This window comes from Jiella pacifica (genome assembly GCF_010500815.1).
Lineage (GTDB): Bacteria > Pseudomonadota > Alphaproteobacteria > Rhizobiales > Rhizobiaceae > Jiella > Jiella pacifica.
The window spans coordinates 176,786-200,368 of record NZ_JAAAMG010000003.1 but is presented as its reverse complement, the minus strand read 5'-3'; the positions used below and the strand labels follow the sequence as shown (position 1 = coordinate 200,368).

The following is a 23,583-nucleotide window of genomic DNA, read 5'->3' as shown; positions in this document are numbered from 1 at the left end:
CCGTTTCAGGCTCGCCGCCGCCGTCAGCCGTAATGGTTGCGCACCAGCGCGTTGGCGATCTCCTCGCGACCGATGATCCCGACGATGTCCTCCGGCCGGGGCAGACCGCGGCTCTCGCGCACGACGATCGCATAGGTTCGGCCCCGCCGGTTCATCCGGGTGATCACGGTGTTGAGGTTGTTGCCGTTGGACGCGATGATGAACTCCGACGAGGCGATGTCGCCGAGCGTCTGCCGAGCGAAGCGATCGGCCTGATAGGCGATCGTGCCGAAGCGCACGAAGCCGGTGATGCGGGTGCCGTCGGTGGTGATGACGCGGGTCTTGTGGACCTCGATCTGCTTCAGCGCCTCGGTGACAGTCATCGAGCCGGGCAGGACGACGAAGTCGCGATACATCACCTCGCTCGCCTGGCGCACCAGGAACATGTTGGTGGTGCGATCGGTCGGGATCGGCTTGCCGCGGTTGCGCAGCTTGATCGTGTAGATGTCGGCGGTGGTCAGCGCCCGGCGAACGCCGATCGCCAGCGCGACGGAGAGCACCAGCGGCAGGATGATCTCGTAGTCCCGCGTCATCTCGAAGATCATCACGATCGCCGTCATCGCCGCCGAGGTGGCGCCGCCGACCATGGCCCCCATGCCGATGATGGCGAAGGTCGTCGGCGTGATGCCGGCGCCCGGAAGCAGTGCCTCGCCGACCACCCCGACCGCCCCGCCGAGCGTCGCGCCCATGAACAGGCTCGGCGAGAAGATGCCGCCGGAGGCCCCCGAGCCGAGGCTGAGGCAGGTGGCGAAGAGCTTGCCGACGAACAGCAGCAAGAGCAGCCAGGCGGTGGTCATGCCGCCGCTGAGAACGTCCTGGATGGTCGAATAACCGACGCTGTAGACGTGGTAATGGCCGGTGAACTGCAGGAAGCCGTAGCCGAGGAGGCCGACGGAGAGCATGCCGATGACGTTCTGCAGATAGGGGTTGATGCCCGATTCCTCGAACACGTCCTCGGCTTTGGCGAGCAGTTTGACGAAGGCCCAGGCCGCCAGCCCCATGAGGACGCCGAGAAGCGCTGCCAGAAGCAGTTCCGCGCCGTTGACGACATGCCCCTGGGCGAGCCCGTCGAAGGGCACCACGAAGGCCGATTCGACACCCATCACGGCGCGGTAGACATAGGTCGACGTCGCCGTCGCCACGACGACGGGCAGGAAGGTGCGGGTGGAGACCTCCGGGAGCAACACTTCCGAGGCGAACAGGACGCCGCCGAGCGGGGTGTTGAAGGTCGCCGCGATGCCGGCGCCGGCGCCGGCCGACAAAAGCGTGATCTTCTGATGCTGGACGAGGTTCAGCGCCCGGGCGAAGGTCGAACCGAAGGACGAGCCGATCTGGATGATCGGCCCCTCGCGGCCGACCGAGGCGCCGGTGCCGATCGAGATCGCCGAGGCCAGCGACTTCACCAGGGCGACGACGCCGCGGACGTTGCCGTTCTGGTGGTAGATCGCGAACATCACCTCCGGCACGCCGTGGCCCTTGGCCTCCGGCGCGAAGCTTCGCACCAGCCAGACGACGACGAGGCCGCCGATCACCGGAACGAGGATAATGCCGGCGCCCCACGGGCTTGGCGGCCCGTAGGCGTTCGGATCGAGGTGGAGGGTGAAGACGCCGTAGAAGGCGAGGTTGTAGATGACCGCGATCAGATATTTGAAGAAGATCGCACCGACGCCCGCGACGATGCCGACGACGAGCGCAAGAACCAGCATGACCTTCAGCGTCACCTCCCGCTCGGGCGGCGCCTCCGCCTCCGATGCGGTGGTCGCAGCGGAAGAAACGGGAGAATCGACGACGGACATGAGGCTGGACTGACTTGCGGCTGGGAGTTCACGGAGGCCCCCTCTATTTCATCCTTCGCCGCCAAGCGGAAGGGCGAAGCGGCAAAAACTGGCCGTTCCCGTCAGTTATTTCCACGATCTGCCGGACGGACCGGTGCTCGGCCGTCGATACGGTCCCGCTCCGCCTGCCGCGCACCGGGCCGCCGCCGCAAAGTCCGGGCCCGCGGTCTCGAAGCCGCCCCGATCCTCAGTCGCGCCAGGCGGCGAGCGCCCCGGGCGCCTCACCGCTGACGGGATCGCGATCCGGCAGCGTCAAGGTCGCGATCTTTCGCTCGGCCTCGTCGATCGCCATGCCGCCCGCCTTGGTGATGGCGCCGCTCTGGCCGGGCGGGTATGCACCCACGACCTGGAAGCCGTCGCCGCCGGACAGCCGCTTGTGGCCGACCCCGGCCGGAATGATCACCACGTCGCCGGGCTTCATCGCGATCTCGGCTCCGCCGTCGCCGTCGCCGCCGAAGCCGATGACCGCCTCGCCGGAGACGCAGGCGAGAACCTCGTGGCCCTCGGCGTGGTAGTGCCAATAGTCGAAGACGGTGTAGACCCAGGTGCCCTGCCAGCCGTTCTGCTGAAGGCGCGCCATCACGGCTTCGGGCTCTGCCGCCTCGGGTGCGATCGCACCCGGCAGGACGACAAGCGGCAACGGGTTGTTGGGGATCGTGTCGGTCGGGGAAAGCTCGATCGTCTGCATCACGCAGCCTTTCGTTCCGACATCGTCTCGGCGCTTACCATGACGCCTGGCTTCAGCGCGCCTCGATCCGCAGCGCCTGGCCGGCGACCTTGGCGAACTGCTGCAGCCGGCCTTCCGGCCGCTCGCCGATGAGATCGGCGAGAGCTGGCGGGATCGCCAGAGTGAAGCCGCCGCGTGGATCCTGCACCCATTTGAACTGGTCGAGGACGCCGGGCATCGACGCGGTCAACAGGTAGGTCACACGGAACAGGAGGGCGAGGATCTGGGCGCGCCTGAGCAGACGGTCGCCGGCAAGCGTTTCCAGCTCGGGAATGTGCTGCTGTTCGAGGCTGCCCTCGTGGCGGTAGAAATTGGTGAGGCCGAGAAAGGCCCGGCCGCGGTGATCCACCGCCGGCATCGCCGCATGGGCGATGATCGACAGCGCCTGCTTGCCGCGATAGTCCGGATGGGCGCGCCAGCCGATGTCGGCGAGAAGACAGGCGGCGATGCGCAAGCGCTCCTCCTCCGGGGTCTCGTCGATGCCAAGCGCCTCGAAGCTGCGGCGGCTCCAGTCGACCAGCTCGCGCGCATGCTGAGGCGAGCGTGACCGCAGGATGGCGAGTTCCAGGGCGCTTTCGAGTAGCGGGTCCTTGGCGCGCTCCTCCTCGCTCAGCTTGGCGTAGAGGAACCCCTCCCGGAGGCCGAGGGCCGACAGAACGATCCTGTCCGGTTCGACGAAGCGGATGACGCTTCGCAGCGTCACGGCACCGAAGGCGAGAAGCGCCCGCCGGGACTTCGAAACCGCCGCGATGCCGGGCAGCTTTTCCGGATCGGATTTGACCACGGCATCGAGGAAGCCGTCGAGCCCCGCCGTCGGGATCTCATAGGCGTGCATCACGTGCAGCGGGTAGCCCTGCTGCTCCATGTGAAGCTTGGCGAGGTTCCGCCAGGTGCCGCCGACGGCGTAGAACGGCCGGCCCACTCCCCTGCCGGCGAGGCTCGAGGAGGAGATGTGGCTGTCGGCGATGCTCTGGGCCTTGGCGAGGTCGCCGCCGGACAGATCGCGCAGACGAAGCCCGCCGAGCGGCGTCGTGATGCCGGTGCCGAGGCCCTCCACCGTCAGTTCGATCAGTTCGAGGCTGCCACCGCCGAGGTCGCCGACGATGCCCTCGGGCCGGTGGAAGCCGGCCAGCACGCCATGGGCCGCCCCGTCGGCCTCGTCGGACCCCGATAGGATGGTGATCCCGCGACCGAGCGCGGCCTCGGCCGCCTTGATGAAGTCCGGCCCGTTCTGCGCCTCGCGGGCGGCAGCCGTGGCGATCGGATAGACGTCCTCGACGCCCGCCTGCTTGGCGAGCAGGGCGAAGCGGCGCAGCGCCGCAAGGGCGCTTTCCACCGCCTGGCCATCGAGCCGGCCGGACTGGGCCAGCCCCTTGCCGAGACCGCTCAGGACCTTCTCGTTGAACAGCACCGTCAGCGAGCGCGCCAGACCCTCGTAGATCACCAGACGGACGGAATTGGAGCCGATGTCGATGACTGCGACCGGCTTCATTCCAGGCAAGCGACCGAGAGCGGGAAGCTCAGTCAAAGCGGCCGTGCTCGGCCTTTTGTCTTGCGATGAGTCTTGGAGCATCCGTCTTCAGCGCTTTGCCCCGGCCCGACAAGCTCGGGTTGGTCATGAAGTAACGTTGGGCATTGAACGGCTGTTCCCCCGGCGACGCGACGATGCGGCGCGATGACCCGTCCGCAGCTACCGACCAGCTCTGCTGATTGTCAAGGATATTGCCCAGCATGATCTGCGACAAGACCTGGCTGTGGACCGTCGGGTTGGTGATCGGCACCAGCACCTCGACCCGCCGATCGAGATTGCGCGGCATCATGTCGGCCGAGCCGAGATAGACGATCGCCTGTTCCGATGGCAGACCGTGGCCGTTGCCGTAGCAGAAGATCCGGCTGTGCTCGAGGAAGCGGCCGACGATCGACTTGACGCGGATGTTGTCGGACAAGCCCGGCACCCGCGGCTTCAGGCAGCAGATGCCCCGCACCACGAGATCGATCTCGACGCCCGCCTGGCTCGCCCGGTAGAGTGCGTCGATCACCGCGCCATCGACCAGCGAATTCATCTTCATCCAGATCTGGCCCGGCCGTCCGGCCTTCACATGGGCGATCTCGTCCTCGATGTGGCCGATGATCTTCGAACGCATCGTCACCGGCGAGACGGCGAGCCGCTTCACCTCGGAAGGCTCGGCATAACCGGTGATGTAGTTGAAGACGAGACCGACGTCGTGGGCGATGCCCGGATCGGCCGTGAAGTAGGACAGGTCCGTGTAGATCTTCGCGGTGATCGGATGATAGTTGCCGGTGCCGATGTGGCAGAAGCTGACGAGCCGCCCCTCCTCCCGCCGGATGATCAGCGACAGCTTGGCATGGGTCTTCTTCTCGATGAAGCCGAACACCACCTGGACGCCCGCCCGCTCCATGTCGCGGGCCCAGCGGATGTTCGCCTCCTCGTCGAAGCGCGCCTTCAGCTCGATCAGGGCCGTCACCGATTTGCCGGCCTCGGCGGCGTCGATCAGGGCGCGGACGATCGGCGAGTCGTTCGAGGTGCGGTAGAGCGTCTGCTTGATGGCGATGACGTTGGGATCTGCCGCCGCCTGGCGGACGAACTGGACGACCACGTCGAAGGATTCGTACGGGTGGTGGACGATGATGTCCTTTTCCCGGATCGCCGCGAAACAGTCGCCGTTATGCTCCCGGATCCGCTCGGGGAAGCGCGGGATGTAGGGAGGGAACTTCAGATCGTCGCGCGGCAGCTTGCACAGCTGCGACATGGAATCGAGCGCCAGCATGCCGTCCATCACCGAGATGCGCGCTTCCGGCACTTCCAATTCGGCGGCGACGAAGTTGCGCAGGGTCTCCGGCATCACCGAATCGAACTCGATGCGGATGACCGAACCCCGCCGGCGGCGCTTCAAGGCGCTCTCGAACAGCCGCACGAGGTCTTCGGCCTCTTCCTCGACCTCGATGTCGCTATCGCGGATGATGCGGAAGGTGCCGGATCCCTTGACCCGGTAACCTGGGAAGAGCTTGCCGATGAACAGGGCGACGACGCTCTCGATCGGCACGAGCCGCGCGACACCCGCATCCGTCACCGGCATCTCGATGAAGCGCTGCAGGGCGACCGGCAGACGCAGCAGCGCGTTCATGCCGGCGGAATCACGCTCGCGCACCAGGGAGAGGGCGATCGAGAAGCCGAGATTGGGGATGAAGGGAAACGGATGGGCCGGATCGACCGACAGCGGCGTCAGGATCGGGAAGATCCGTTCCTCGAAGACGCGCTGCAGCCAGGCGCGGTCCTCGCCCTTGAGGTCACCGGCGCCGACGATCATGATCTTCTCGGCCCGCAGCGCCTTCATCAGCCCGGCGAGGGAGGCCTGCTGCTCGCTCTGCAGCTCGCTGACCGCCTCAAGGATCCGGTCGAGCTGTTCCTGCGGGGTCATCCCGTCGATCGAGCGCACCGGCACCTTCTCGCGCACCTGCCCGGCGAGGCCGGCGACGCGCACCATGAAGAACTCGTCGAGATTGTCGGCCGAGATCGACAGGAACCGCACCCGCTCCAGCAGCGGATGGGATTCGTTCTGGGATTCTTCGAGAACCCGGCGATTGAATTGCAGCCAGGACAGTTCGCGGTTGATGTAGCGGTCCGCCGGCAGTTCGGCGTCGCCGCCGGCCGGCCTGTCGGACTGCTGATTCGCTGCGGGAACGTCGGCGAGGATCATCGCGGCTTCGGAGACCAGCGCCGCGGTCGGATCCGTCGTCTCGTGCATGGCCGGCTCGATGTTGATGGCCACGGCTGCCGAGCGCCTGTCGGCGTCGGGCTCGGCCTGTTTCGCCTTGGATGCGGCGGCGGCGGAGGTCCGGGTGCGAGTGCGGGTGCGGCTGGCGGCAGGGGCCGATCGCTGGCGCCGCGGGGCCCGCTTGGCGGGGGCCTCGGGCTGCGAGGCTTCGCTCGCCGGCGTCCCCTCCGCCGAGGTCTCTGCCGGGCTCTCCGGGGTGCGGGTGCCGTCCTCGTCGCTCATCGTCTCATCCCCTTCATCTGCCCCTCGCCTAACCATCGGGCAAGACGGTTTCATGACATGGCGATCAGCCCGTATGCCAGCCCCCCTGCTCCAGAACGCGGCGCAGCAACGGCCGCGTGACCCGCCGTTTTTCGGCCAGCGCCTCCCGGTCGATCGCCGCGACGATTTGCCGGGCCGCGTCGAGCGAGCGTTCCATCCGGGCGACGAGATAGCCCAGCGCCGCCGCCTCGACCTCGATCTGCCGATCGGCGAAGAGCTTTGCCAGGACCCCGGTAAGCAGCGCGTCGTCGGGCGCTCCGAGGCGGGCGGTCGTCGCGGCGGCGAGACGCGAGCGCAGGTCGGGCGTCGCGAACGGGATCGCCGACGGCGCGATCCGGCTGGTCAGAAGCAGCGACCCGCCGCCGAGCCGGGCGGCATTGACCAAAGCGAACAGCGCCGGCTCGTCGAGGTTGCCACGATCGACGTCGTCGACGACGACACGAAAATCGCGCTGCGACAGGATCGATCCGACGGCGTCGCGGCCCGCAGCGACGGCCCCCGCCTGCCCGGCCCAGACCGCGGCGAGATGGCTTTTGCCGGAGCCCGGCGGACCCGAGACGAAGAGCACCGGATGCGGCCAGGACGGCCAGGCGTCCACCGCCTCGACAGCCAGGCGGTTGGCCGCCGACAGGACGAGATCGTCACGCGAATGGGAGGGGCTGTGCGGAAGATCGAGCGGCAGTTGCCTCGCCATCGTCCGCCTCAGACCGGCCGGTCGACGCCGGCGGAGCCGGGCCGCCCGGGAATAGCCGGCGGTACGATGTCGTTGTCGATCATCACCGCCTCCTCATGGGTCGGCTCGCGGCCGAAATACATGGCGCTCTGCAGATATTGGGTGAGGGCGAAACGGACGAGGACGCCGACGGCGGCCGCCGAGGGAACCGCGATCAGGAGCCCGACGAAACCGAACATCGCGCCGAAGGCGAGCAGCGCGAACATCAGCCAGACCGGATGCAGCCCGACGGAGGCGCCGACCAGCTTGGGCTGCAGGATGTTGCCCTCGAAGAACTGGCCGACGAAGAAGATCGCCGCGACGGCGACGATCCACGGCCATTCCGGCCAGAACTGCACCAGCGCGACACCGACCGAAAGCAACAGGCCACTGATCGAGCCGACATAGGGAATGAAGGAGACCAGGCCGGCGAAGAGGCCGATGAGCAGCCCGAAATTCAACCCGACGAGCGACAGGCTGACGCCGTAGAAGGTGCCGAGGATGAGGCACAGGCTCCCCTGCCCGCGCAGGAAGCCGGCGACGGAGCGGTCGATGTCGCGGAACAGGCGCCGCACCGTGCCGACGTGCTGGCGTGGCACCCAGTCGTCGATCTTGTCGACCATCCGGTCCCAGTCGAGCAGCATGTAGAAGGCGACGACCGGCGTCACGACGAAGAGCGAGACGAAATTGACGACGGCGAGCGACGACGACCAGAGCGAGGCGATGAAGGACGAGATGATCCCCGATCCCTCACTGAAGAGAGTTGCGAGATCCTGCTTCAGGTTCGCCTCGCCCTCCGGCAACAGCCATCCGATCGAGCTCGAGCGGATGCTCTCGATGATCGTCTGGATCCGGTCCACATATTCGGGGACGCGAGTGGCGAGGCCGCCGATCTGGTTGGCGATCACCGGCACGAGAATGACGAGAACGCCGGCAAAGATCAGCACGAACAGGCCGAGAATGAGAACCGTCGCCCAGAGCCGCGAAACCCCGCGCCGCTCCAGCCAGTCGGCCACCGGATCGAGGAAATAGGCGATCACCATGCCGAGGACGAATGGCAGGAGAATGCCGGAAAACAGCCAGAGCAGCAGCACCGCCACGAAGGCCGCGACGCTCCAGAACAGAACCTGACGCTTGATCAGCGCGCTCTGGTCGGTCATGGGTCCTGGTGTCCTGATCTGGAGAGTTCGTGAGAGGGAATGCCTGCCCGACTGGCGGATCCGCAGGACATTCGTCGGACATATGGCGGCATGCGGGCTCGAAGTCGAAGGTCTCGCCAAGCTCCCGGGCGGATGCGACGAATCTTGAACCCGCTCCACTCGCCGTCTTTGCGTTCTAGCCGTTCCGGCGTTCAGGCCCGCCTGGCGAGGCCATGTGCCGGAGCCAGTCGAGGAGATAGGCAACCGCGGAGGCGACGGTCAAGATCAGCGTCACGACGAGAAGAATATCGGTGACAAGTCCGAGGTCGATCCCGAACGCCGCTTCGCCGAGAACGGTGGCGGCCAGAACGATCTGCGCCGCCGTGGTCGCCTTGGAGACGAAGAGCGGGCGCACCTCCATCGGCCATCCCATGACATAGGAGAGCAGGAAGGCCGAGACGATCAGCACGTCGCGGCTGACCACCGCGATGGCCAGCCAGTCAGGCAGCCGCCCGAGGACGCCGAGGCTGATGAAGACGGCGGCGAGCAGCGCCTTGTCGGCGATCGGGTCGAGATAGAGGCCGAGCGTCGACTGCTGGTCGAAATGCCGGGCGATGGCGCCGTCGACCGCATCGGATATGCCGGCGACGACGAAGATGACGAAGGCGAGGCCGAATCGGCCGTCGATCAGCGCCCAGATCATCACCGGGACGGCGAACAGTCGGGCGATCGAGATGAGGTTCGGGATGGTCATCGGGCGCCTCGGTACGGGTGATCGTTCGCCGCCTGCCGCAGCACCCTCGACCGCTGCGTCCTCACCCGCTGCGCCGCCCCCTCCGGCACCGCCCGCCGCGGCGTCGACCACCCTTGCAGAGCGGGCATTCCCGCCGGCCGCGACAGCGGGCGGGCCCTTGGAGCCACTGCCAAAACACTGCTTGCGAGAGCCTGGACCATCCTGCGGGTCTTGCTCGCAGCTTTCGATCGTGTCAACTCCCGTCCAAAGGGGCGCGGAGCGAGATGGCAGACAAGCGCAATTCATTGACCTATCGCGACGCCGGCGTCGATATCGATGCGGGCAACGACATGGTCCGGCGGATCAAGCCCTTCGTGCGTTCGACGGCGCGGTCCGGCGCGGACGGCGAGATCGGCGGCTTCGGCGGCCTGTTCGACCTCAAGGCGGCGGGCTTTGCCGATCCGATCCTGGTCGCGGCGAATGACGGCGTCGGCACCAAGGTGAAGATCGCCATCGAGACCGGCCGGCACGAGACGATCGGCATCGATCTCGTCGCCATGTGCGTCAACGACCTGGTCGTCCAGGGCGCCGAGCCGCTGCTCTTCCTGGACTATTACGCCACCGGCCGCCTCGATCCGGCGGAAGGCGCCGCGATCGTCAAGGGCATCGCGGAAGGCTGCCGGATCGCCGGCTGCGCGCTTCTGGGCGGCGAGACGGCGGAGATGCCGGGCCTCTACGCGAAGGGCGACTACGATCTCGCCGGCTTTGCCGTTGGCGCCGCAGAGCGCGGCGGCCTGCTGCCGCAGACGGAGCTGCTGGCCGCCGGCGACGTGATCCTCGGCCTTGCCTCCTCGGGCATTCACTCCAACGGCTATTCGCTGGTCCGGCGCATCGTCGAGACGAGCGGCCTTGCCTACGACGCACCCGCCCCCTTCGAGGCCGGCCGCAGCCTCGGCGAGTCGCTGCTCGAGCCGACCCGGATCTACGTCAAGCCACTGCTTCAGGCGATCCGGGGCGGCGCCGGCATCAAGGCGCTCGCCCACATCACCGGCGGCGGCTTCACGGAAAACATCCCGCGCGTCCTGCCGGACCATCTCGCCGCCGAGATCGATCTTGCCGCCCTCGCCATGCCGCCGGTGTTTTCCTGGCTGCAACGAACGGGCGGCATCGCCACGCCGGAGATGCTGCGCACCTTCAATTGCGGCGTCGGCATGATCGTCGTCGTCACTGAAGCCGACGCGGCCACCGCCGCCGCCATGCTGCAGGGTGCCGGCGAGAGCGTCGTCTCGCTCGGCCGGCTGGTGCCGCGGGACGGCGAAGGTGTCGTCTTCACCGGCGAGCCGTCGGCGCGATGAGCCGGACCGGACGCAAGCGCATCGCGGTGCTGATCTCGGGCCGCGGTTCCAACATGAGGGCGATCATCGCCGCCTGCATGGATCCGGACTTTCCGGGCGAGGTGGTGCTGGTGATCGCCAATCGGCCGGATGCCGGCGGCCTCGAGATGGCCAGGCGCCACGGCATCGCCGCCCACGCCATCGACCAGAAGGCCTATGAGAGCCGCGAGGCCCACGAGCGTGCCGTCCTCGACGTGCTTGAGGCGGCGCAGCCGGACGTGATCTGCCTCGCCGGCTACATGCGGCTCCTGACGGACGACTTCGTGCGCCGCTTCGAGGGCCGGATGATCAACATCCATCCGTCCCTCCTGCCGTTGTTTCCCGGTCTCGACACCCATGCCCGGGCGCTTGCCGCCGGCATGCGCATCCATGGCTGCACGGTCCATTACGTGACCGAGCGCATGGACGAGGGGCCGATCATCGCCCAGGCGGCGATCGCCGTCGAACCGGGCGACACCGCCGAGATGCTGGCCGAGCGGCTGCTGCGGGCCGAGCACCGGCTCTATCCGCACGCCTTGAGGATGGTGCTGAACGGCGAGGTGAGGATGGTCAACGGCCAGGCCGCCCATCGCCGGCGGGCGCAGTTGCCGCCCGACGAGGAGGAACCTGCGCGGATGCCGCAGATCCTGCTGTCGCCGGATGCGAGACGAAACTGACGCGCGACCGGAACAATTGCCCGGTTCGCGGCTAGACCATGACGTCCGTAGTTGCAGAGGTTTGCCGGAACGATCGAACCGGATCGCTCGAGCCGGACCGACCGGGCCGCCGAGCTGCCACCCGCGGCGACATGAAGACGAGATGAAGACGCAAGCACGCGAAGCGACAGGAGAGGCCCCATGCCGAAGCCACTAGCCACCGCCGCCATCATCATGATCGCCCTTGCGAGCGGCGCCTGTTCGAGCACGGACCGGCGTCCCGCACCGCTGCCCACCGCCGGAGCGCCGCTTTCCCCTGCCGGCAGTTCGACGCTCGGCGGGCAACCGGGCGGCAGTGTCGCACCACCGGCAGGACAGGGCGCCGCGCTCGGCGGAACGGGCGGCAGCTGCAATGCCTCCGCCGCGAGCTTCGTCGTCGGCGAACTCGCCACCAGCGTCACGGCCGACCGGGCCAAGGAGGCGACGGGGGCCGAGGAGGTGCGCATCCTCTTCCCCAACCAGCCGGTCACTCAGGAATTCCTTCCCGGCCGCCTGAACCTCGACACCAACGACGAAAACAGAATCACCAGCGTCCGCTGCGGCTGAGCACGCCACTTTCAGCGCACGGCGCGACCGGAAGTTGGCGGCCGTGCAGGCGAGCGCGGCCCCAAAGCCCCCGCCATCGACGCGCGGCCGCAAGAGGATTGCGGCCGTCTTCGGATCTTTGGCCTTGAGTTACCACCGCGCAGAACGACCCCGCCTCCCGGCTCATGATGTCACGAGGTCGCATATTGCCCGGCGGTCGGCCAGGCGCATTGGGCGGCGAGGTCGGCATAGAAAAGATCGGCGAGACGTCGACGCTCGGCTTCGATCAGCGGACCGTCGACGGCGATTTCCCGGCAGCGGCCGTGCTGGCCAGAGGGGATCAGATCGGGATCGGCAAGCACGTCGTCGAGATCGTCGTCGAACCAGCCGCGCGAGCCCATGTCGAAGAAGCTTTCGGCCGGCAGGCCGTCGGCAAGCAGGATGTCGTGCTGGTCGAGTTCGACATGCCAGTAGGTCACGGATGGCATCGACGTCCGCTCGATGGTCGTGCCGTTGATCAGATTCATGATCGGGACGAGCACCTCGACATCCCCCTGCCTCACCAGCACGGGATGGCCGGGCGACACGAACACGTCGCGCTTTGGAACGCCTGCGCCGAAGGCCCCTGCCCGGACCCGGACGGGAGCCCTGTGGGCGTTTTCACCGGTGCAGTCGATCGTCCGCCGGCCGATCCAGAGAATGGGACGCTCCGCCGCACCGGCGGTCACGGCCATGTCGCCGACAAGCAATCGCTCGACGGGAACCTCGCCGCGCGCCGTCGCAATTTTGGTGCCCGTCGTGAAACACTGGATGGTGAAGGGTTGGTCGAGCACCGAAATGGCCTGACCGGACGGGTAATCGGAGTAATATTGAAAGAGATAGTATTTCCCGTTCCCGGTGAACTTGCCGATGAACCCGTCGCCGTTGGCCGTCGCTGCGACATAGGTGAAGGTGAAGGCGGTATCGGACGCCGAGACGGCGACGAAGGACTCGTCGGCGACGTCACCCAGCTGCGTGAGGGAGTCGGTCGCGTCCTCCTGGACATTGTCGCTGACGGTGTACCAGGCGATGCCCGTGGACGCGGTGAAGGATCCATCCGGATTGACGATCGCGGCAGCCAAGTAGATTGGTTTGGTCTCGGCCATCACCCACACTCTCAGGGAGGAACGGTTCACCTGAGATACTATAAGCGAAAATTACCTTCAATCGGAAAGCGACTGCCCGCAGGGTAGGAGGTATGCCCCCTCGCAGCCCATCGCAGACCTCGCGGTCGACGCCGTGACCCGAATGAGCGGTGATGCGCGGTGAAACCAGCGAAGCGAAGGACGACGGTCAGAGTGGGTACGAGCCGCCGTCAGGGACGTCGATGGGCGGTTCGAGAGAATGGGCGGTTCAGGAGCGGGTCGATCACGGACGATGGGAACGGCGACCGATCGATGGGCCGGACCCGGCCCATCGAAGCTGACGGTGCAGGGCACGTCACCTTCCAATGAACGACAGGTTTAGTTGTCCGTGTCGATGCGGAAGTCCTCGTGGCAGCCCTTGCAGTTCTGCGCGACCATGCCGAAGGCCTGCTTGAAGGTGTCGACGTCCTGCGGCGCGGCGTCGACCGCTGCCTGGGTGTCTTCCTGATATTTGGCGAGGGCGGCCTTGAACGCCTCCGGCTTTTCCCAGATGGCGGGCGCGGCCTCGGTCTTGCCGCCGGTCTTGGAATCCTCCGGGAAATAGTCGCCGAACTTCACCGAGATCTCGTGCATCTGCGTGAAGATCTCCGTCGCCTTGTCCGGCGAGAATTCGGCCTCACCCTTCAGAATCGCGCCGGCCGCCTTGGCGGCCTTGCCGTTGTCCTTCATCAGCTGCTGGCGCTTTTCGATCGCGTCGAGATTTTGCGCGAGCGCCGGGACGGCGAGCACCGCAGCGCCGCAAAGGGCGAGGACGGCGAGGCTGAAAGGGCGTCTGTTCGTCATGTCTGGAAGCTCCTCGGCTACACCGCGTCATCTGCGGCACCGTGGCAGAATTTGGAAGTCTTCCAGTCTGCGGCAACGGGGGAAGGACGAAGAGCCGGCTCACGAACGCTTGTCCGGATCCGGACGGGCGCCTGCGTCGGTCATGGGGGGCAGACAGTCAGGAACGTTTCTCTGCGTCTGCCCCGGCGCCACCGACGTCTTTCGACCGAGACATTCCGTGGGGACGCGATGCCAGAGACGAACGATCCGCCTTCCCCTTCAAACCCGTCCTGTGAAGCGAAAACGGCCCCGGCGATAACGCCGGAGCCGTTGCGACATCAGGAAAGCTGCGGGACCTGCCCCGCCGGCAGCAGCCTCAGCCGGCCGCCTTCTCGTAGCATTCGAGGACGTAGTCCCAGTTGACGAGGTTGTCGACGAAGGCCGAGAGGTACTTCGGCCGGGCGTTGCGATAGTCGATGTAGTAGGAATGCTCCCACACGTCGACGCCGAGGATCGGCGTCGCGCCATGGACCAGCGGGTTCTCGCCATTCGGCGTCTTCATGATTTCGAGCTTGCCGTTCTTGACCGCGACCCAGGCCCAGCCCGAGCCGAACTGGCCGGCGCCGGCGGCCTCGAAATCGGCCTTGAACTTGTCGTAACCGCCAAGATCCGAGTCGAACGCGGCCTGCAGCTTGCCGGGCAGGCTCTTGCCGCCGCCGTTCGGCTTCATCCACTTCCAGAAGTGGATGTGGTTGTAATGCTGGCCGGCATTGTTGAACAGCGCCTGGTCGGTGCCGTAGGACTTCTTGACGATCTCTTCCAGCGAGAGATCGGCCATGCCGGCCTTCTCGGCGAGCTCGTTGCCCTTGGTCACATAGGCCTGGTGGTGCTTGTCGTGGTGGAACTCGAGGGTCTCCTTCGACATGTAGGGGCCCAGCGCGTCATAGGCGTAGGGAAGCTCGGGCAATTGGAAAGCCATGGTCCGTCTCCTTCTGAAGTGATTGGTCTTTGCGGGGCACCCTCACGAAGGCGCATCCGCTTTGGGGAGAAACATAGGTGGCGATGATTGTCCGTCCACCGCTCGTCGGCCACTCGGAAGCACTTCGGGCCTCGGGTGTTCGAGAGGCCGGCCGTCGGCGGGATCGGCGGCTCAGTGGCCCTTTCGGGCAAAGGCCATGTAGGCCTCGCGGGCCTGCCGGTAGACCGGCCCGGGCTGCAGTTCGCGGCCCTCGATCCGGCTGATCGGCACGACCTTGGAGTGATTGCCCGTCGAGAAGACCTCGTCCGCCGCCATGAACTCGGCTGGTGTCAGGCTCTTCTCGATTACCTCGCGGCCGGCCTCGCGCAGGAGCGCGATCACCCGCTGCCGGGTGATCCCGTTGAGAAAGCAGCCGTTCGGGATCGGCGTATAGACGATGCCGTCCTTCACGCAGAAGACGTTCGACGTGCCGGTCTCGGCGACGTTGCCGAGCATGTCGAGGACGAGGGCGTTGTCGAAACCGCGATCCCGGGCTTCCAAGATCGCCCGGGCGTTGTTCGGGTAAAGGCAGCCAGCCTTGGCGAGCGTCGGCATCGTTTCCGGCGTCGGCCGGCGGAACGGCGAGACGGTGACGGAAAAGCCGGCCGGCTCGAGCATCGGCGTCTCGTAGAGGCAGAGGCAGAAGCGCGTCGAATCCGGATCGGCGGTGACGCCCATGTAGCCGCCGGCCTCGGCCCAGTACATTGGACGGATGTAGACCGCCGTCTCGCCGGAAAAACCTTCCAGGCCCTGTCTCGCCAGCGCCTCGATCTCCTCGGCCGCGACGGTGGCCTTCAGGCCGAGCGCCTCGGCCGAGCGGTTGACCCGCCGGCAATGGCGGTCGAGGTCGGGGGCGACGCCGTCGAACCAGCGGGCCCCGTCGAACACCGAGGAGGCCATCCACATGACGTGGCTCTTCGGGCCGACCAGCGCCGGGCTGCCATCGTGCCAGGTGCCGTCGACGAAGGTGCGGGTGCGAAGCTCCGAGGCGTTGGACGCGTGCGACATCGGTATCTCTCCTCTCGGCCCCCTTGTGCGGCGGCGCGTCGACCTCTGCAGGATTTCCTCGCGCGCAAACCGCTTCGGCGACGATGAGCGCCCGGGCCATGGTATCGGCGTAGCGCCGACAGCGTGACTTTTCAATCGCCGTGCCGTGGCGACAAACGACCCCTGCACCATCTTCCCGCTGCAACCTCCCGCCGCCAGCCGAAAAGGGACCTCGCCTTGCATTCGGTCTATGTCTTCGACGCCTACGGAACCCTGTTCGACACCGGCGCCGCCGTCGCCAAGCATGCCGGCGAGATCGGCGAAGCCGGCCGCGAACTCGCCGAGGTGTGGCGGCGCAAGCAGCTCGAATATTCCTGGGTTCGGGGGCTGATGGGCGACGGCAGCCGGAATTTCTGGCAACTGACCGAGGACGCCCTCGATTACGCGTTCGAGAAAGTCGGAGGCGTCGATCCGAAGCTCCGCGCACCGCTCATCGAGGCCTATCGCGATCTCGACTGCTACGAGGAAGTGCCAGGAACGCTGCGCGCGCTGAAGGAGCGCGAGGCGCGCGTGGCGATCCTCTCCAACGGGTCGCGCGACATGCTCGCCCGGGCGGTTCGCTCCGCGGGTCTGGAAACCCTGGTCGACGAGATCTTCTCGGCCGAGGACTGCGGGACCTACAAGACGGCGCCGGCCGTCTACGAGATGGTGACGACGCATTTCCGCCTCTATCCGGATGCCGTGTCCTTCCAATCATCGAACCGTTGGGACGTCGCCGGCGCCAGACGCTTCGGCTTCCACACCGTGTGGATCAACCGCCGGAGCGAGCCCGACGAATATCTCGACCTTGCACCCGACGCGATCCTGCCCGATCTGAAGACCTTGCCTGCAAGGCTCTGACATCGACCGGCGGGCACGGACCGCCCGCTCCGGCTGCAGCCGCCGAACCCGCAACCTCCCCACCTGTCCGCAGTCATGGCATCACTGCCACACCAACGATTGAAGTCCCGCAATTTCAACGGTCTGTGATCGCGGAACCGAACGGCCCGATGATTGTTCGTGTAGAATGATTTGCTAAAGGCTCGGCCCTACGATGGCCGAGATCCCAACAAGAAGAATTAGGCTGGACAAATGACCGCAAACAACGATCGTGCCCTGTCGCGGCGCGGCTTCCTTTCGATTGCCGGCATCGGCGCATTGGCTGCTGCCTCCGGCTGCTCCAGTTCGACGCGCGCCCGCATCGCGTCCCTCACCGCCTTCTCCGGCGGCGGAACCTACGGGAGTTCGCGCTACCAAGCCATGTATGGCCGGATGGTCGACAATGGCGAGGTCATTCCGGCCGTCAACCTCAACCGCGTCCCCGAACAGTTCCTGCGCCGCGAAGTCGCTGACCCCACCGGCGAAAAGCCCGGCACCGTCGTCGTCGATACCGATGCGAAGTTCGCCTATTACGTGATGCCCGGCGGCCGGGCGATGCGCTACGGCGTCGGCGTCGGGCGCGAGGGCTTCGGCTGGAGCGGCCGCGCGGACGTGCGGATGAAGCGGATCTGGCCGACATGGACCCCGCCGCGCGAGATGATCCAGCGCAAGCCGGAACTTTCCGAATATGCGGGCGGCATGCCCGGCGGCATCATGAACCCGCTCGGCGCCCGGGCGCTGTACCTCTTCCAGGGCGGGCGCGACACGCTGTATCGGCTGCACGGCTCGCCGGAATACTGGACGATCGGTACCAACGAGTCCTCCGGCTGCATCCGCTTCATGAACCAGGACATCATCGACCTGTACGATCGCGTGAAGGTCGGCTCCCCGGTGCTGGTGCGGGCTGGCGTCTACGTTTAAGGCGCCGGCGAAACAGCGTCCGACGACGAGCGAATGACGACAGGCGAGCGGCTCCGGCAGCTCGCCTTTTTCGTTCGCCGCCCTGTCTCGCCGCTTGGAACCCCCGGCCAGCGGCACCGTTGGCTTCGAACCATTCCAGACAGACAGGACGGGTTCGATGCAACACGACGTCGCCGCTTTTACCGACCTTGCCGAGGACGGCCTTCACGAAGTCGAGGCCGGCGGGATCAAGATCCTGCTTGCCCGCGATGGCGACCACGTGTTCGCCACCGGCGCCCATTGCACTCACAAGGGGGCGCCGCTGAAGAACGGCACGCGCGTCGGCAACCGCCTCATCTGCCCATGGCACCACGCCAATTTCGACCTTGCGACCGGCGATCACATCGAGCCGCCCGGCCAAGGGTGCCTCACCGGCTTCGAGACGGCGGTGATCGACGGCCGCGTCCTCGTCGAGTTGCCGGAAGGTGCCGGCGAGCATCGGCCGGAGGTCGATCCCTCAGAGCGCAGGGCCGGCGGCAACCGGATCTTCGCCATCGTCGGCGGCGGCGCGGGCGGTCTCGCCTGCGCGCAGGAACTGGTGCGCCAAGGCTTCGACGGGCGCATCGTGATGTTCTCCGACGACGGCGAGACGCCCTACGACCGCACCGCGCTGTCGAAGACCTATCTGGCGGGCAAGACCTCCGACGACGATCTTCCCCTCGTCGGCACAGGAGGGCTGGACGCGATCGGCGTCGAGCGGATCACCGAGAAGGTCGAACGGATCGACGCGGAGAACCGCACCATTCACTTCACCGGCAAGACGGGCGTCGGTGAGGGCCTCGTCTATGATCGCTGCTTCGCCGCGCCGGGCAGCGATTCCGCCAGCCTCCCCGTCAAGAACGCCGATCTGCCGAACGTCTTCACCCTGCGCACCCATGACGACGGCAAGAAGCTGAAGACGGCGGCCGATGCAGCGCAGGCCATCGTCATCGTCGGCTCCGGCTTCATCGGGATGGAGGCCGCCGCAGGCTTCGCGTCAAACGGCAAGACCGTGACGGTGGTCTCGCAGGAAACGCTGCCGTTTGCGAGCAAATGGGGCGACGCCGTCGCCGGGCAGATCGTCGGCCAGCACCGGGCCAAGGGCGTCACCGTCAAGACCAACACCGGCGTCGCGGCATTCGAAGAGAAGCGCGGCCATCTCAGCGCCGTGCATCTTTCGAGCGGCGAGGAGGTGCCGGCCGACATGGTGCTGATCGCCGTCGGCGCCAAGCCGCGGCTGTCGATCTTCGGCGAGGCAGCACAAGTGGCCGGCGGCGTCGACGTCGGGCCGGATCTGTCAGTGGACGCCAGCCTCTATGTCGGCGGCGACGTCGCGAACTTCCCGCTGCACGGGCGCGATTACGCGACACGGATCGAACACTGGCGTGTCGCCGAACAGCACGGCCGCCATGCCGCCCGGGCGATGCTCGGCGAGACCAGCCCCTTCACCGGCATCCCGTTCTTCTGGTCGGCGCAATACGGGCCGATCCACTATGTCGGCCACGCCAAGGACTATGACGAGTGCCATATCGAGGGCGATCTCGACGCCGGCAGCTACACCGCCTTCTACATCAAGGACGGCCGGGTAATCGCCGCCCTCGGCCGCGGCAAGGCCGACGTCACAGCCGACCTCCACGGCCTGATGCTGACGTCGGACCCGACCCCGTCGAAGACCAGCCTCGACGCGGTCGGGTGGCAGCCCAAGCAGCTGCTTTGAGGACGGCGTTGCGGGAGGCGATCCTGCCTCCCACGCCTCAGAGCCCGTCCGGAATGGCCTTCTGGTCGGCTGTGCGGCGCTCATCTTCAGCCGAGGACTTCCTGGACGGACTTTCGGGTCAGATGGGGCGCGTTGCGGGCCCGCCGCTGCCGGACGGCCGCTTCATCAGCAGCACGTCCAGCGAAAGCCTGCCGCCGCCATAGACGACCAGCGCGAGGGCCATCGCCGCCCAGGGCAGGTGAAAGTTCGCCCAGCCGTCAGGGATGGTCAGTTGGATCACCACTGTCATCGCCATGATCGCCACGGCGGCAAAGCGCGTGCCGAGGCCGAGGACGAGAAAGATCGGCAGGACGATCTCGGCGATGCCGGCGAGCGATGCCGAGACGAGCGGCAACGGATAAGCGAACTGGCCTCCGAGGATGTGGAGCTTGAACTCCTGCTGAAACAGGTATTTCGCGCCGGGATGCAGCTGCAGGAAGCCGTCCCATCTGGTCAGGTCCGACTTGAAGAAGGGGACGGCGAGGGCGAAGCGCCTCGCTCGAAATTCCGTTACGACGTCACCTTCCCTTCACGCGCAAGTGAAGGCAAAGCGATGCCAGCAACGAAAAAAATCGGCATGCTCGAAACAAAGTCCCGGACCGCTTCGAAAGTACCCCAATGCAGCCTGCCTCCTCGTCAAAGCTTCAGGGGCTCGACGACCTTCTGCGGCGCGCGCTGGCGGGCGACGAGAAAGCCTATCGGACGTTTTTGACCGATGCGGCGATCATCGTCCGGCGGTTTGCCGCGCAGCGCATGCCGCGCCATTCGGCCGGCTTCGACGTCGAGGACCTCGTCCAGGAGATCCTCCTGGCGGTCCACGCCAAGCGCCACACCTGGCGGCCGGGCGAGCCGGTGGGACCGTGGCTCTTCGCCATCGCGCGGTACAAGGCGATCGATGCCTACCGCCGGCGGGGCAAGCGAATCGAGATCGACATCGCCGGGATGGGCGACGTGTTCGAGGATCCCGCCGGCGCGCCGACCGCAGTCGCCCATGACGTCAGCCGGGCGGTCGCCTCGCTGGGCGGACGGCAGCGGGCGGTGGTGTCGGCGCTGTCGGTGGAGGGCAAGTCGATCAGCCAGACGGCCGAGGAGCTCGACATGAGCGAGGGGGCGGTCAGAGTGGCGTTTCACCGGGGTCTCTCGGCGATCGCCAGGAAATTCGGAAGAAATTGATGCAGACGGACCAGTTGATCGCGGATCTGGCAGGCCAGGCGACCCGCCGCAGACAAGAGCTCGCACTGCCGCTTTGGCTTGCGGCCGTGCTAGCACCATTGCTCGCCTTCGCGGTCTTCATGCCGATGCTCGGCCCGCGGGCCAACTTCGTCGCATCGCTCTCGACGGTCCGCTTCGACATGAAGTTCGTCTTGGCGGGGCTCCTCGCTGTGGCCGCGCTGGCAGTCCTCGCCGCTCTCGCTCGGCCTGGCCGGCCGGTTTCGTCCCGCATGAAGTGGCTGGCGATGCCGGCGCTGGTGCTCCTGATCGCCGTCGGGGTCGAACTCCTCGTCGTGCCCGAGGCATTTTGGCCGGCGCGGGCGATCGGCCGGAATGCGATCAACTGTCTGATCGCCATTCCCACGATGGGAGCGCCCGTCCTCGTCCTGTTCCTCTACGCCCTGTCGCGGCAGGCGCCGACACGGCCTGCCATGTCAGGCGCCGTGGCCGGGCTGGCTGCATCGGGCATTTCCGCGTTCTTCTACGCCGCGCACTGCTCGGACGACTCGCCGCTCTTCGTCGCCATCTGGTATCCGCTGGCGACCGCGATCCTCGTGGCTGCTGGTGCGTTCGCCGGCAGCCGGCTCCTGCGCTGGTAGCGCCCCCGGGCGCACTCCGCCCGGGACGACGAACCCGCCTCAGGCCTCGCCTTTCGGCTCCATCTGGCCGAAGGACGGCATCTCGTCGCGGATGCGGGACAAAACGCCGACGAAGGCGCGCGCGAAGCCGTGGAAGCGGTCGCCGACCTCTTCGCGATCGGCCACCCGCATCGCGTCGCCATCGGCGTTGAGCACGGCGAAGAACACCCGCCCACGGCTCTCGCCTGCCTCGCCCATATGGATGGCGGCGATCTCGCTGGCATCCTCGAAGGAGCCGTCCGTCGGCATGGCGAAAAGGAACTCGCCGCCGATCATCTCGGCAGCCCGCCGCACGCAGTCCTCGAAGCCGGTTTCGCCGACATCGCCGGCGCCGAGCGCCAGTTCGAACTCGACCGCCTCGACGCCCTCGCCGGCCTCGAACGGATCGCCCTCGACCGCTTGATCCATCTGCATGTCGAACCCTTCGTGTTTTCCGACCCTTGACGGCGGTTGTGACGGCGGGAGGTGTCCAAACTTTGTCCACCTGAGCGCGACTGGACAAGGCGCTGCAATTCGCCACACTCTGCCGGGAGGAGAAGCGGGGCCGGGAGAGCCTTGCATCGAACGGGGAGGAACAAGCATGCGCGGACTGATGCAGGACTGGCCGCTTCTGTGCTCGAAGGTCATCGACCACGCGGCGAACGAGCACCCGCTGCGCGAGGTCGTCAGCCGCTCGGTCGAGGGGCCGATGCACCGGACCAACTATCGCGAGGTGCGCGGACGGGCGCTCAAGATCGCCCAGCTCCTGGAGCGCGAGGGGTACGGCCTCGGCGACCGCATCGCCACCATGGCCTGGAACACCTGGCGGCATCTGGAATGCTGGTACGGCATCATGGGCATCGGGGCGATCTACCACACGCTGAACCCGCGGCTGTTCCCCGAGCAGCTCGCCTGGATCATGAACGACGCCGAGGACAAGCTCGTCTTCGTCGACCTGACCTTCCTGCCGCTGATCGAGGCCCTGGCGCCGAAGGTGGCCAGCCTGAAGAAGGTGATCGTCCTCACCGACGCCCAGCACATGCCCGAGACGAAGCTTCCGAACGCCGTCGCCTACGAGGAATGGCTGAAGGGCGCCGACGGCGACTTCGCCTGGAAGGAGTTCGACGAAAACACCGCGGCCGGCATGTGCTACACCTCCGGCACGACGGGCAATCCCAAGGGCGTCGTCTATTCCCACCGCTCCAACGTCCTGCATTCGATGATCGCGCAGGCACCGGACGCGATGAACATCTCCTCGTCCTCGCGCATGCTGCCGATCGTGCCGCTGTTCCATGCCAATGGCTGGGGCATCGCCCTGACGACGCCGATGACCGGGGCGACGCTGGTCATGCCCGGCCCGAAGATGGACGGCGCTTCGGTCTATCAGCTGCTCACCGAAGAGCGGGTGACCTGCACCGCCGCGGTGCCGACCGTCTGGCTGATGCTCCTGCAGCACCTCGAAGCCCATGGCGGCGAGCTGCCGGACCTCGAACGCGTCATCATCGGCGGCTCGGCCTGCCCGCGCCGGGTGATCGAGGCCTTCCAGAACCGCTACGGCGCGCAGGTCGTCCATGCCTGGGGCATGACCGAGATGAGCCCGCTCGGGACGCTCTGCGCCATCAAGCCGGAATATGCGGGTCTGACCGGCGACGACCTCCTCGCCGTCGAGGAGACGCAAGGGTTCCCTCCCTTCGGCGTCGAGATGAAGGTGACGGACGACGAGAACCGCACGCTGCCACGCGACGGCAAGACCTTCGGCCGGCTGAAGGTGCGCGGGCCGGCCGTCGCGAAAGCCTACTACAAGGACCAGGGCGCCGAACTCTTCGACGACGAGCGCTGGTTCGACACCGGCGACGTCGCCCATATCGACCAGCACGGCTACATGAAGATCACCGACCGGGCGAAGGACGTCATCAAGTCCGGCGGCGAGTGGATCTCGTCGATCGAGATCGAGAACGTCGCCGTCGGCCATCCGGACGTCGCCGAGGCGGCGGTCATCGGCCTTTCTCATCCCAAGTGGGACGAGCGGCCGCTGCTCGTGTGCGTCAAGCGGGAGGGGCGGGAGCCGACCAAGGAGGACGTGCTCGGCTTTCTGAACGGCAAGATCGCCAAATGGTGGATGCCGGACGACGTCGTCTTCGTCGACGAGATCCCTCATACGGCGGCCGGCAAGATCCGCAAGACGGCGCTGAGGGACGAATTTCGCGACTATGTCCTGCCCACGGCGTGATTGGCGGCGGCTGGATGGGGAAGCGCCGAGGCGCGAGGAGGAACGATCCGTACGCATGATTCCGGCGCGTGTCCCGGTGCAACTGGTTCCCACGTCCGGCAGT

21 protein-coding genes and 1 pseudogene are annotated in these 23,583 nt (G+C 66.8%); 9 read left to right on the top strand and 13 right to left on the bottom strand.

Annotated elements, in window-relative coordinates:
- Positions 1 to 23 precede the first annotated feature (23 nt).
- From GTK09_RS05660 to GTK09_RS05630, 7 genes are all read right to left on the bottom strand, one after another.
- Entirely contained in the window at positions 24 to 1,835 is a 1,812-nt protein-coding gene (locus GTK09_RS05660) for a chloride channel protein (protein ID WP_163461768.1), read from the bottom strand.
- A gap of 226 nt (positions 1,836 to 2,061) precedes the next feature.
- Positions 2,062 to 2,562, bottom strand: coding sequence for a cupin domain-containing protein (locus GTK09_RS05655; protein WP_163461974.1), 501 nt, complete (start codon positions 2,560 to 2,562; stop codon positions 2,062 to 2,064).
- 52 nt (positions 2,563 to 2,614) lie between these two features.
- Entirely contained in the window at positions 2,615 to 4,093 is a 1,479-nt protein-coding gene (locus tag GTK09_RS05650) for a Ppx/GppA family phosphatase (protein ID WP_246217726.1), read from the bottom strand.
- Between the two features lie 28 nt (positions 4,094 to 4,121).
- Positions 4,122 to 6,338 (bottom strand): RNA degradosome polyphosphate kinase, encoded by a 2,217-nt coding sequence (locus tag GTK09_RS05645; protein WP_376767956.1) that lies wholly within the window; start codon positions 6,336 to 6,338, stop codon positions 4,122 to 4,124.
- Between the two features lie 346 nt (positions 6,339 to 6,684).
- A complete protein-coding gene (locus GTK09_RS05640; RefSeq protein ID WP_163461766.1) occupies positions 6,685 to 7,353 on the bottom strand; it encodes an HdaA/DnaA family protein in 669 nt (222 codons plus the stop codon).
- A gap of 8 nt (positions 7,354 to 7,361) precedes the next feature.
- Positions 7,362 to 8,531, bottom strand: coding sequence for an AI-2E family transporter (locus GTK09_RS05635; RefSeq protein ID WP_163461765.1), 1,170 nt, complete (start codon positions 8,529 to 8,531; stop codon positions 7,362 to 7,364).
- A gap of 175 nt (positions 8,532 to 8,706) precedes the next feature.
- Positions 8,707 to 9,264 (bottom strand): CDP-alcohol phosphatidyltransferase family protein, encoded by a 558-nt coding sequence (locus GTK09_RS05630; protein WP_163461764.1) that lies wholly within the window; start codon positions 9,262 to 9,264, stop codon positions 8,707 to 8,709.
- A 263-nt stretch (positions 9,265 to 9,527) separates the two neighbouring features.
- On the opposite strand from GTK09_RS05630, the gene purM reads away from it, so the two are divergent.
- From purM to GTK09_RS05615, 3 genes are all read left to right on the top strand, one after another.
- On the top strand, positions 9,528 to 10,598 hold the full coding sequence (purM, locus tag GTK09_RS05625; RefSeq protein WP_163461763.1) for a phosphoribosylformylglycinamidine cyclo-ligase: 1,071 nt from the start codon (positions 9,528 to 9,530) through the stop codon (positions 10,596 to 10,598).
- On the top strand, positions 10,595 to 11,293 hold the full coding sequence (gene purN / locus GTK09_RS05620) for a phosphoribosylglycinamide formyltransferase (protein WP_163461762.1): 699 nt from the start codon (positions 10,595 to 10,597) through the stop codon (positions 11,291 to 11,293). The genes purM and purN overlap by 4 nt, the downstream gene beginning before the upstream one ends.
- Positions 11,294 to 11,473: 180 nt before the next feature.
- Positions 11,474 to 11,878: an I78 family peptidase inhibitor gene (locus tag GTK09_RS05615; protein WP_163461760.1), complete on the top strand. Its 405-nt coding sequence runs from the start codon at positions 11,474 to 11,476 to the stop codon at positions 11,876 to 11,878.
- Between the two features lie 170 nt (positions 11,879 to 12,048).
- Here the strand turns inward: GTK09_RS05615 and GTK09_RS05610 are convergent, their stop codons facing one another.
- The 4 genes from GTK09_RS05610 to GTK09_RS05595 form a co-directional block, all read right to left on the bottom strand.
- On the bottom strand, positions 12,049 to 13,002 hold the full coding sequence (locus GTK09_RS05610; RefSeq protein ID WP_163461758.1) for a Hint domain-containing protein: 954 nt from the start codon (positions 13,000 to 13,002) through the stop codon (positions 12,049 to 12,051).
- Between the two features lie 357 nt (positions 13,003 to 13,359).
- On the bottom strand, positions 13,360 to 13,824 hold the full coding sequence (locus GTK09_RS05605) for a c-type cytochrome (RefSeq protein ID WP_163461755.1): 465 nt from the start codon (positions 13,822 to 13,824) through the stop codon (positions 13,360 to 13,362).
- Positions 13,825 to 14,179: 355 nt separating this feature from the next.
- Entirely contained in the window at positions 14,180 to 14,782 is a 603-nt protein-coding gene (locus GTK09_RS05600) for a superoxide dismutase (RefSeq protein WP_163461754.1), read from the bottom strand.
- Positions 14,783 to 14,953: 171 nt separating this feature from the next.
- Entirely contained in the window at positions 14,954 to 15,829 is an 876-nt protein-coding gene (locus GTK09_RS05595) for a branched-chain amino acid aminotransferase (protein ID WP_163461752.1), read from the bottom strand.
- Between the two features lie 216 nt (positions 15,830 to 16,045).
- Here GTK09_RS05595 and GTK09_RS05590 point away from each other — a divergent pair, with 216 nt between their 5' ends.
- The 3 genes from GTK09_RS05590 (at position 16,046) to GTK09_RS05580 (ending at position 19,382) form a co-directional block, all read left to right on the top strand.
- The gene (locus tag GTK09_RS05590) at positions 16,046 to 16,708 is read left to right on the top strand and encodes a haloacid dehalogenase type II (RefSeq protein ID WP_163461750.1); all 663 of its coding nucleotides are present in this window, start codon (positions 16,046 to 16,048) and stop codon (positions 16,706 to 16,708) included.
- Positions 16,709 to 16,939: 231 nt separating this feature from the next.
- The gene (locus GTK09_RS05585; protein WP_163461748.1) at positions 16,940 to 17,647 is read left to right on the top strand and encodes a L,D-transpeptidase; all 708 of its coding nucleotides are present in this window, start codon (positions 16,940 to 16,942) and stop codon (positions 17,645 to 17,647) included.
- A 157-nt stretch (positions 17,648 to 17,804) separates the two neighbouring features.
- Positions 17,805 to 19,382, top strand: a complete 1,578-nt coding sequence (locus GTK09_RS05580) for an FAD-dependent oxidoreductase (RefSeq protein WP_163461746.1) — start codon at positions 17,805 to 17,807, stop codon at positions 19,380 to 19,382.
- Positions 19,383 to 19,500: 118 nt separating this feature from the next.
- Here the strand turns inward: GTK09_RS05580 and GTK09_RS05575 are convergent.
- Positions 19,501 to 19,920, bottom strand: a pseudogene (locus GTK09_RS05575) (DoxX family protein); the annotation flags it as partial.
- Positions 19,921 to 20,039: 119 nt separating this feature from the next.
- Between GTK09_RS05575 and GTK09_RS05570 the strand changes: the two are divergent.
- Positions 20,040 to 20,594: a sigma-70 family RNA polymerase sigma factor gene (locus GTK09_RS05570; RefSeq protein ID WP_163461744.1), complete on the top strand. Its 555-nt coding sequence runs from the start codon at positions 20,040 to 20,042 to the stop codon at positions 20,592 to 20,594.
- Positions 20,594 to 21,232: an NrsF family protein gene (locus GTK09_RS05565; RefSeq protein ID WP_163461742.1), complete on the top strand. Its 639-nt coding sequence runs from the start codon at positions 20,594 to 20,596 to the stop codon at positions 21,230 to 21,232. Before GTK09_RS05570 ends, GTK09_RS05565 begins: the two co-directional genes overlap by 1 nt.
- Positions 21,233 to 21,271: 39 nt before the next feature.
- Here GTK09_RS05565 and GTK09_RS05560 read toward each other — a convergent pair whose 3' ends face one another.
- A complete protein-coding gene (locus GTK09_RS05560; protein WP_163461740.1) occupies positions 21,272 to 21,685 on the bottom strand; it encodes a hypothetical protein in 414 nt (137 codons plus the stop codon).
- Between the two features lie 166 nt (positions 21,686 to 21,851).
- Between GTK09_RS05560 and GTK09_RS05555 the strand changes: the two genes are divergently transcribed.
- Positions 21,852 to 23,480, top strand: a complete 1,629-nt coding sequence (locus GTK09_RS05555; protein WP_163461738.1) for a long-chain-fatty-acid--CoA ligase — start codon at positions 21,852 to 21,854, stop codon at positions 23,478 to 23,480.
- Positions 23,481 to 23,583: the final 103 nt, after the last annotated feature.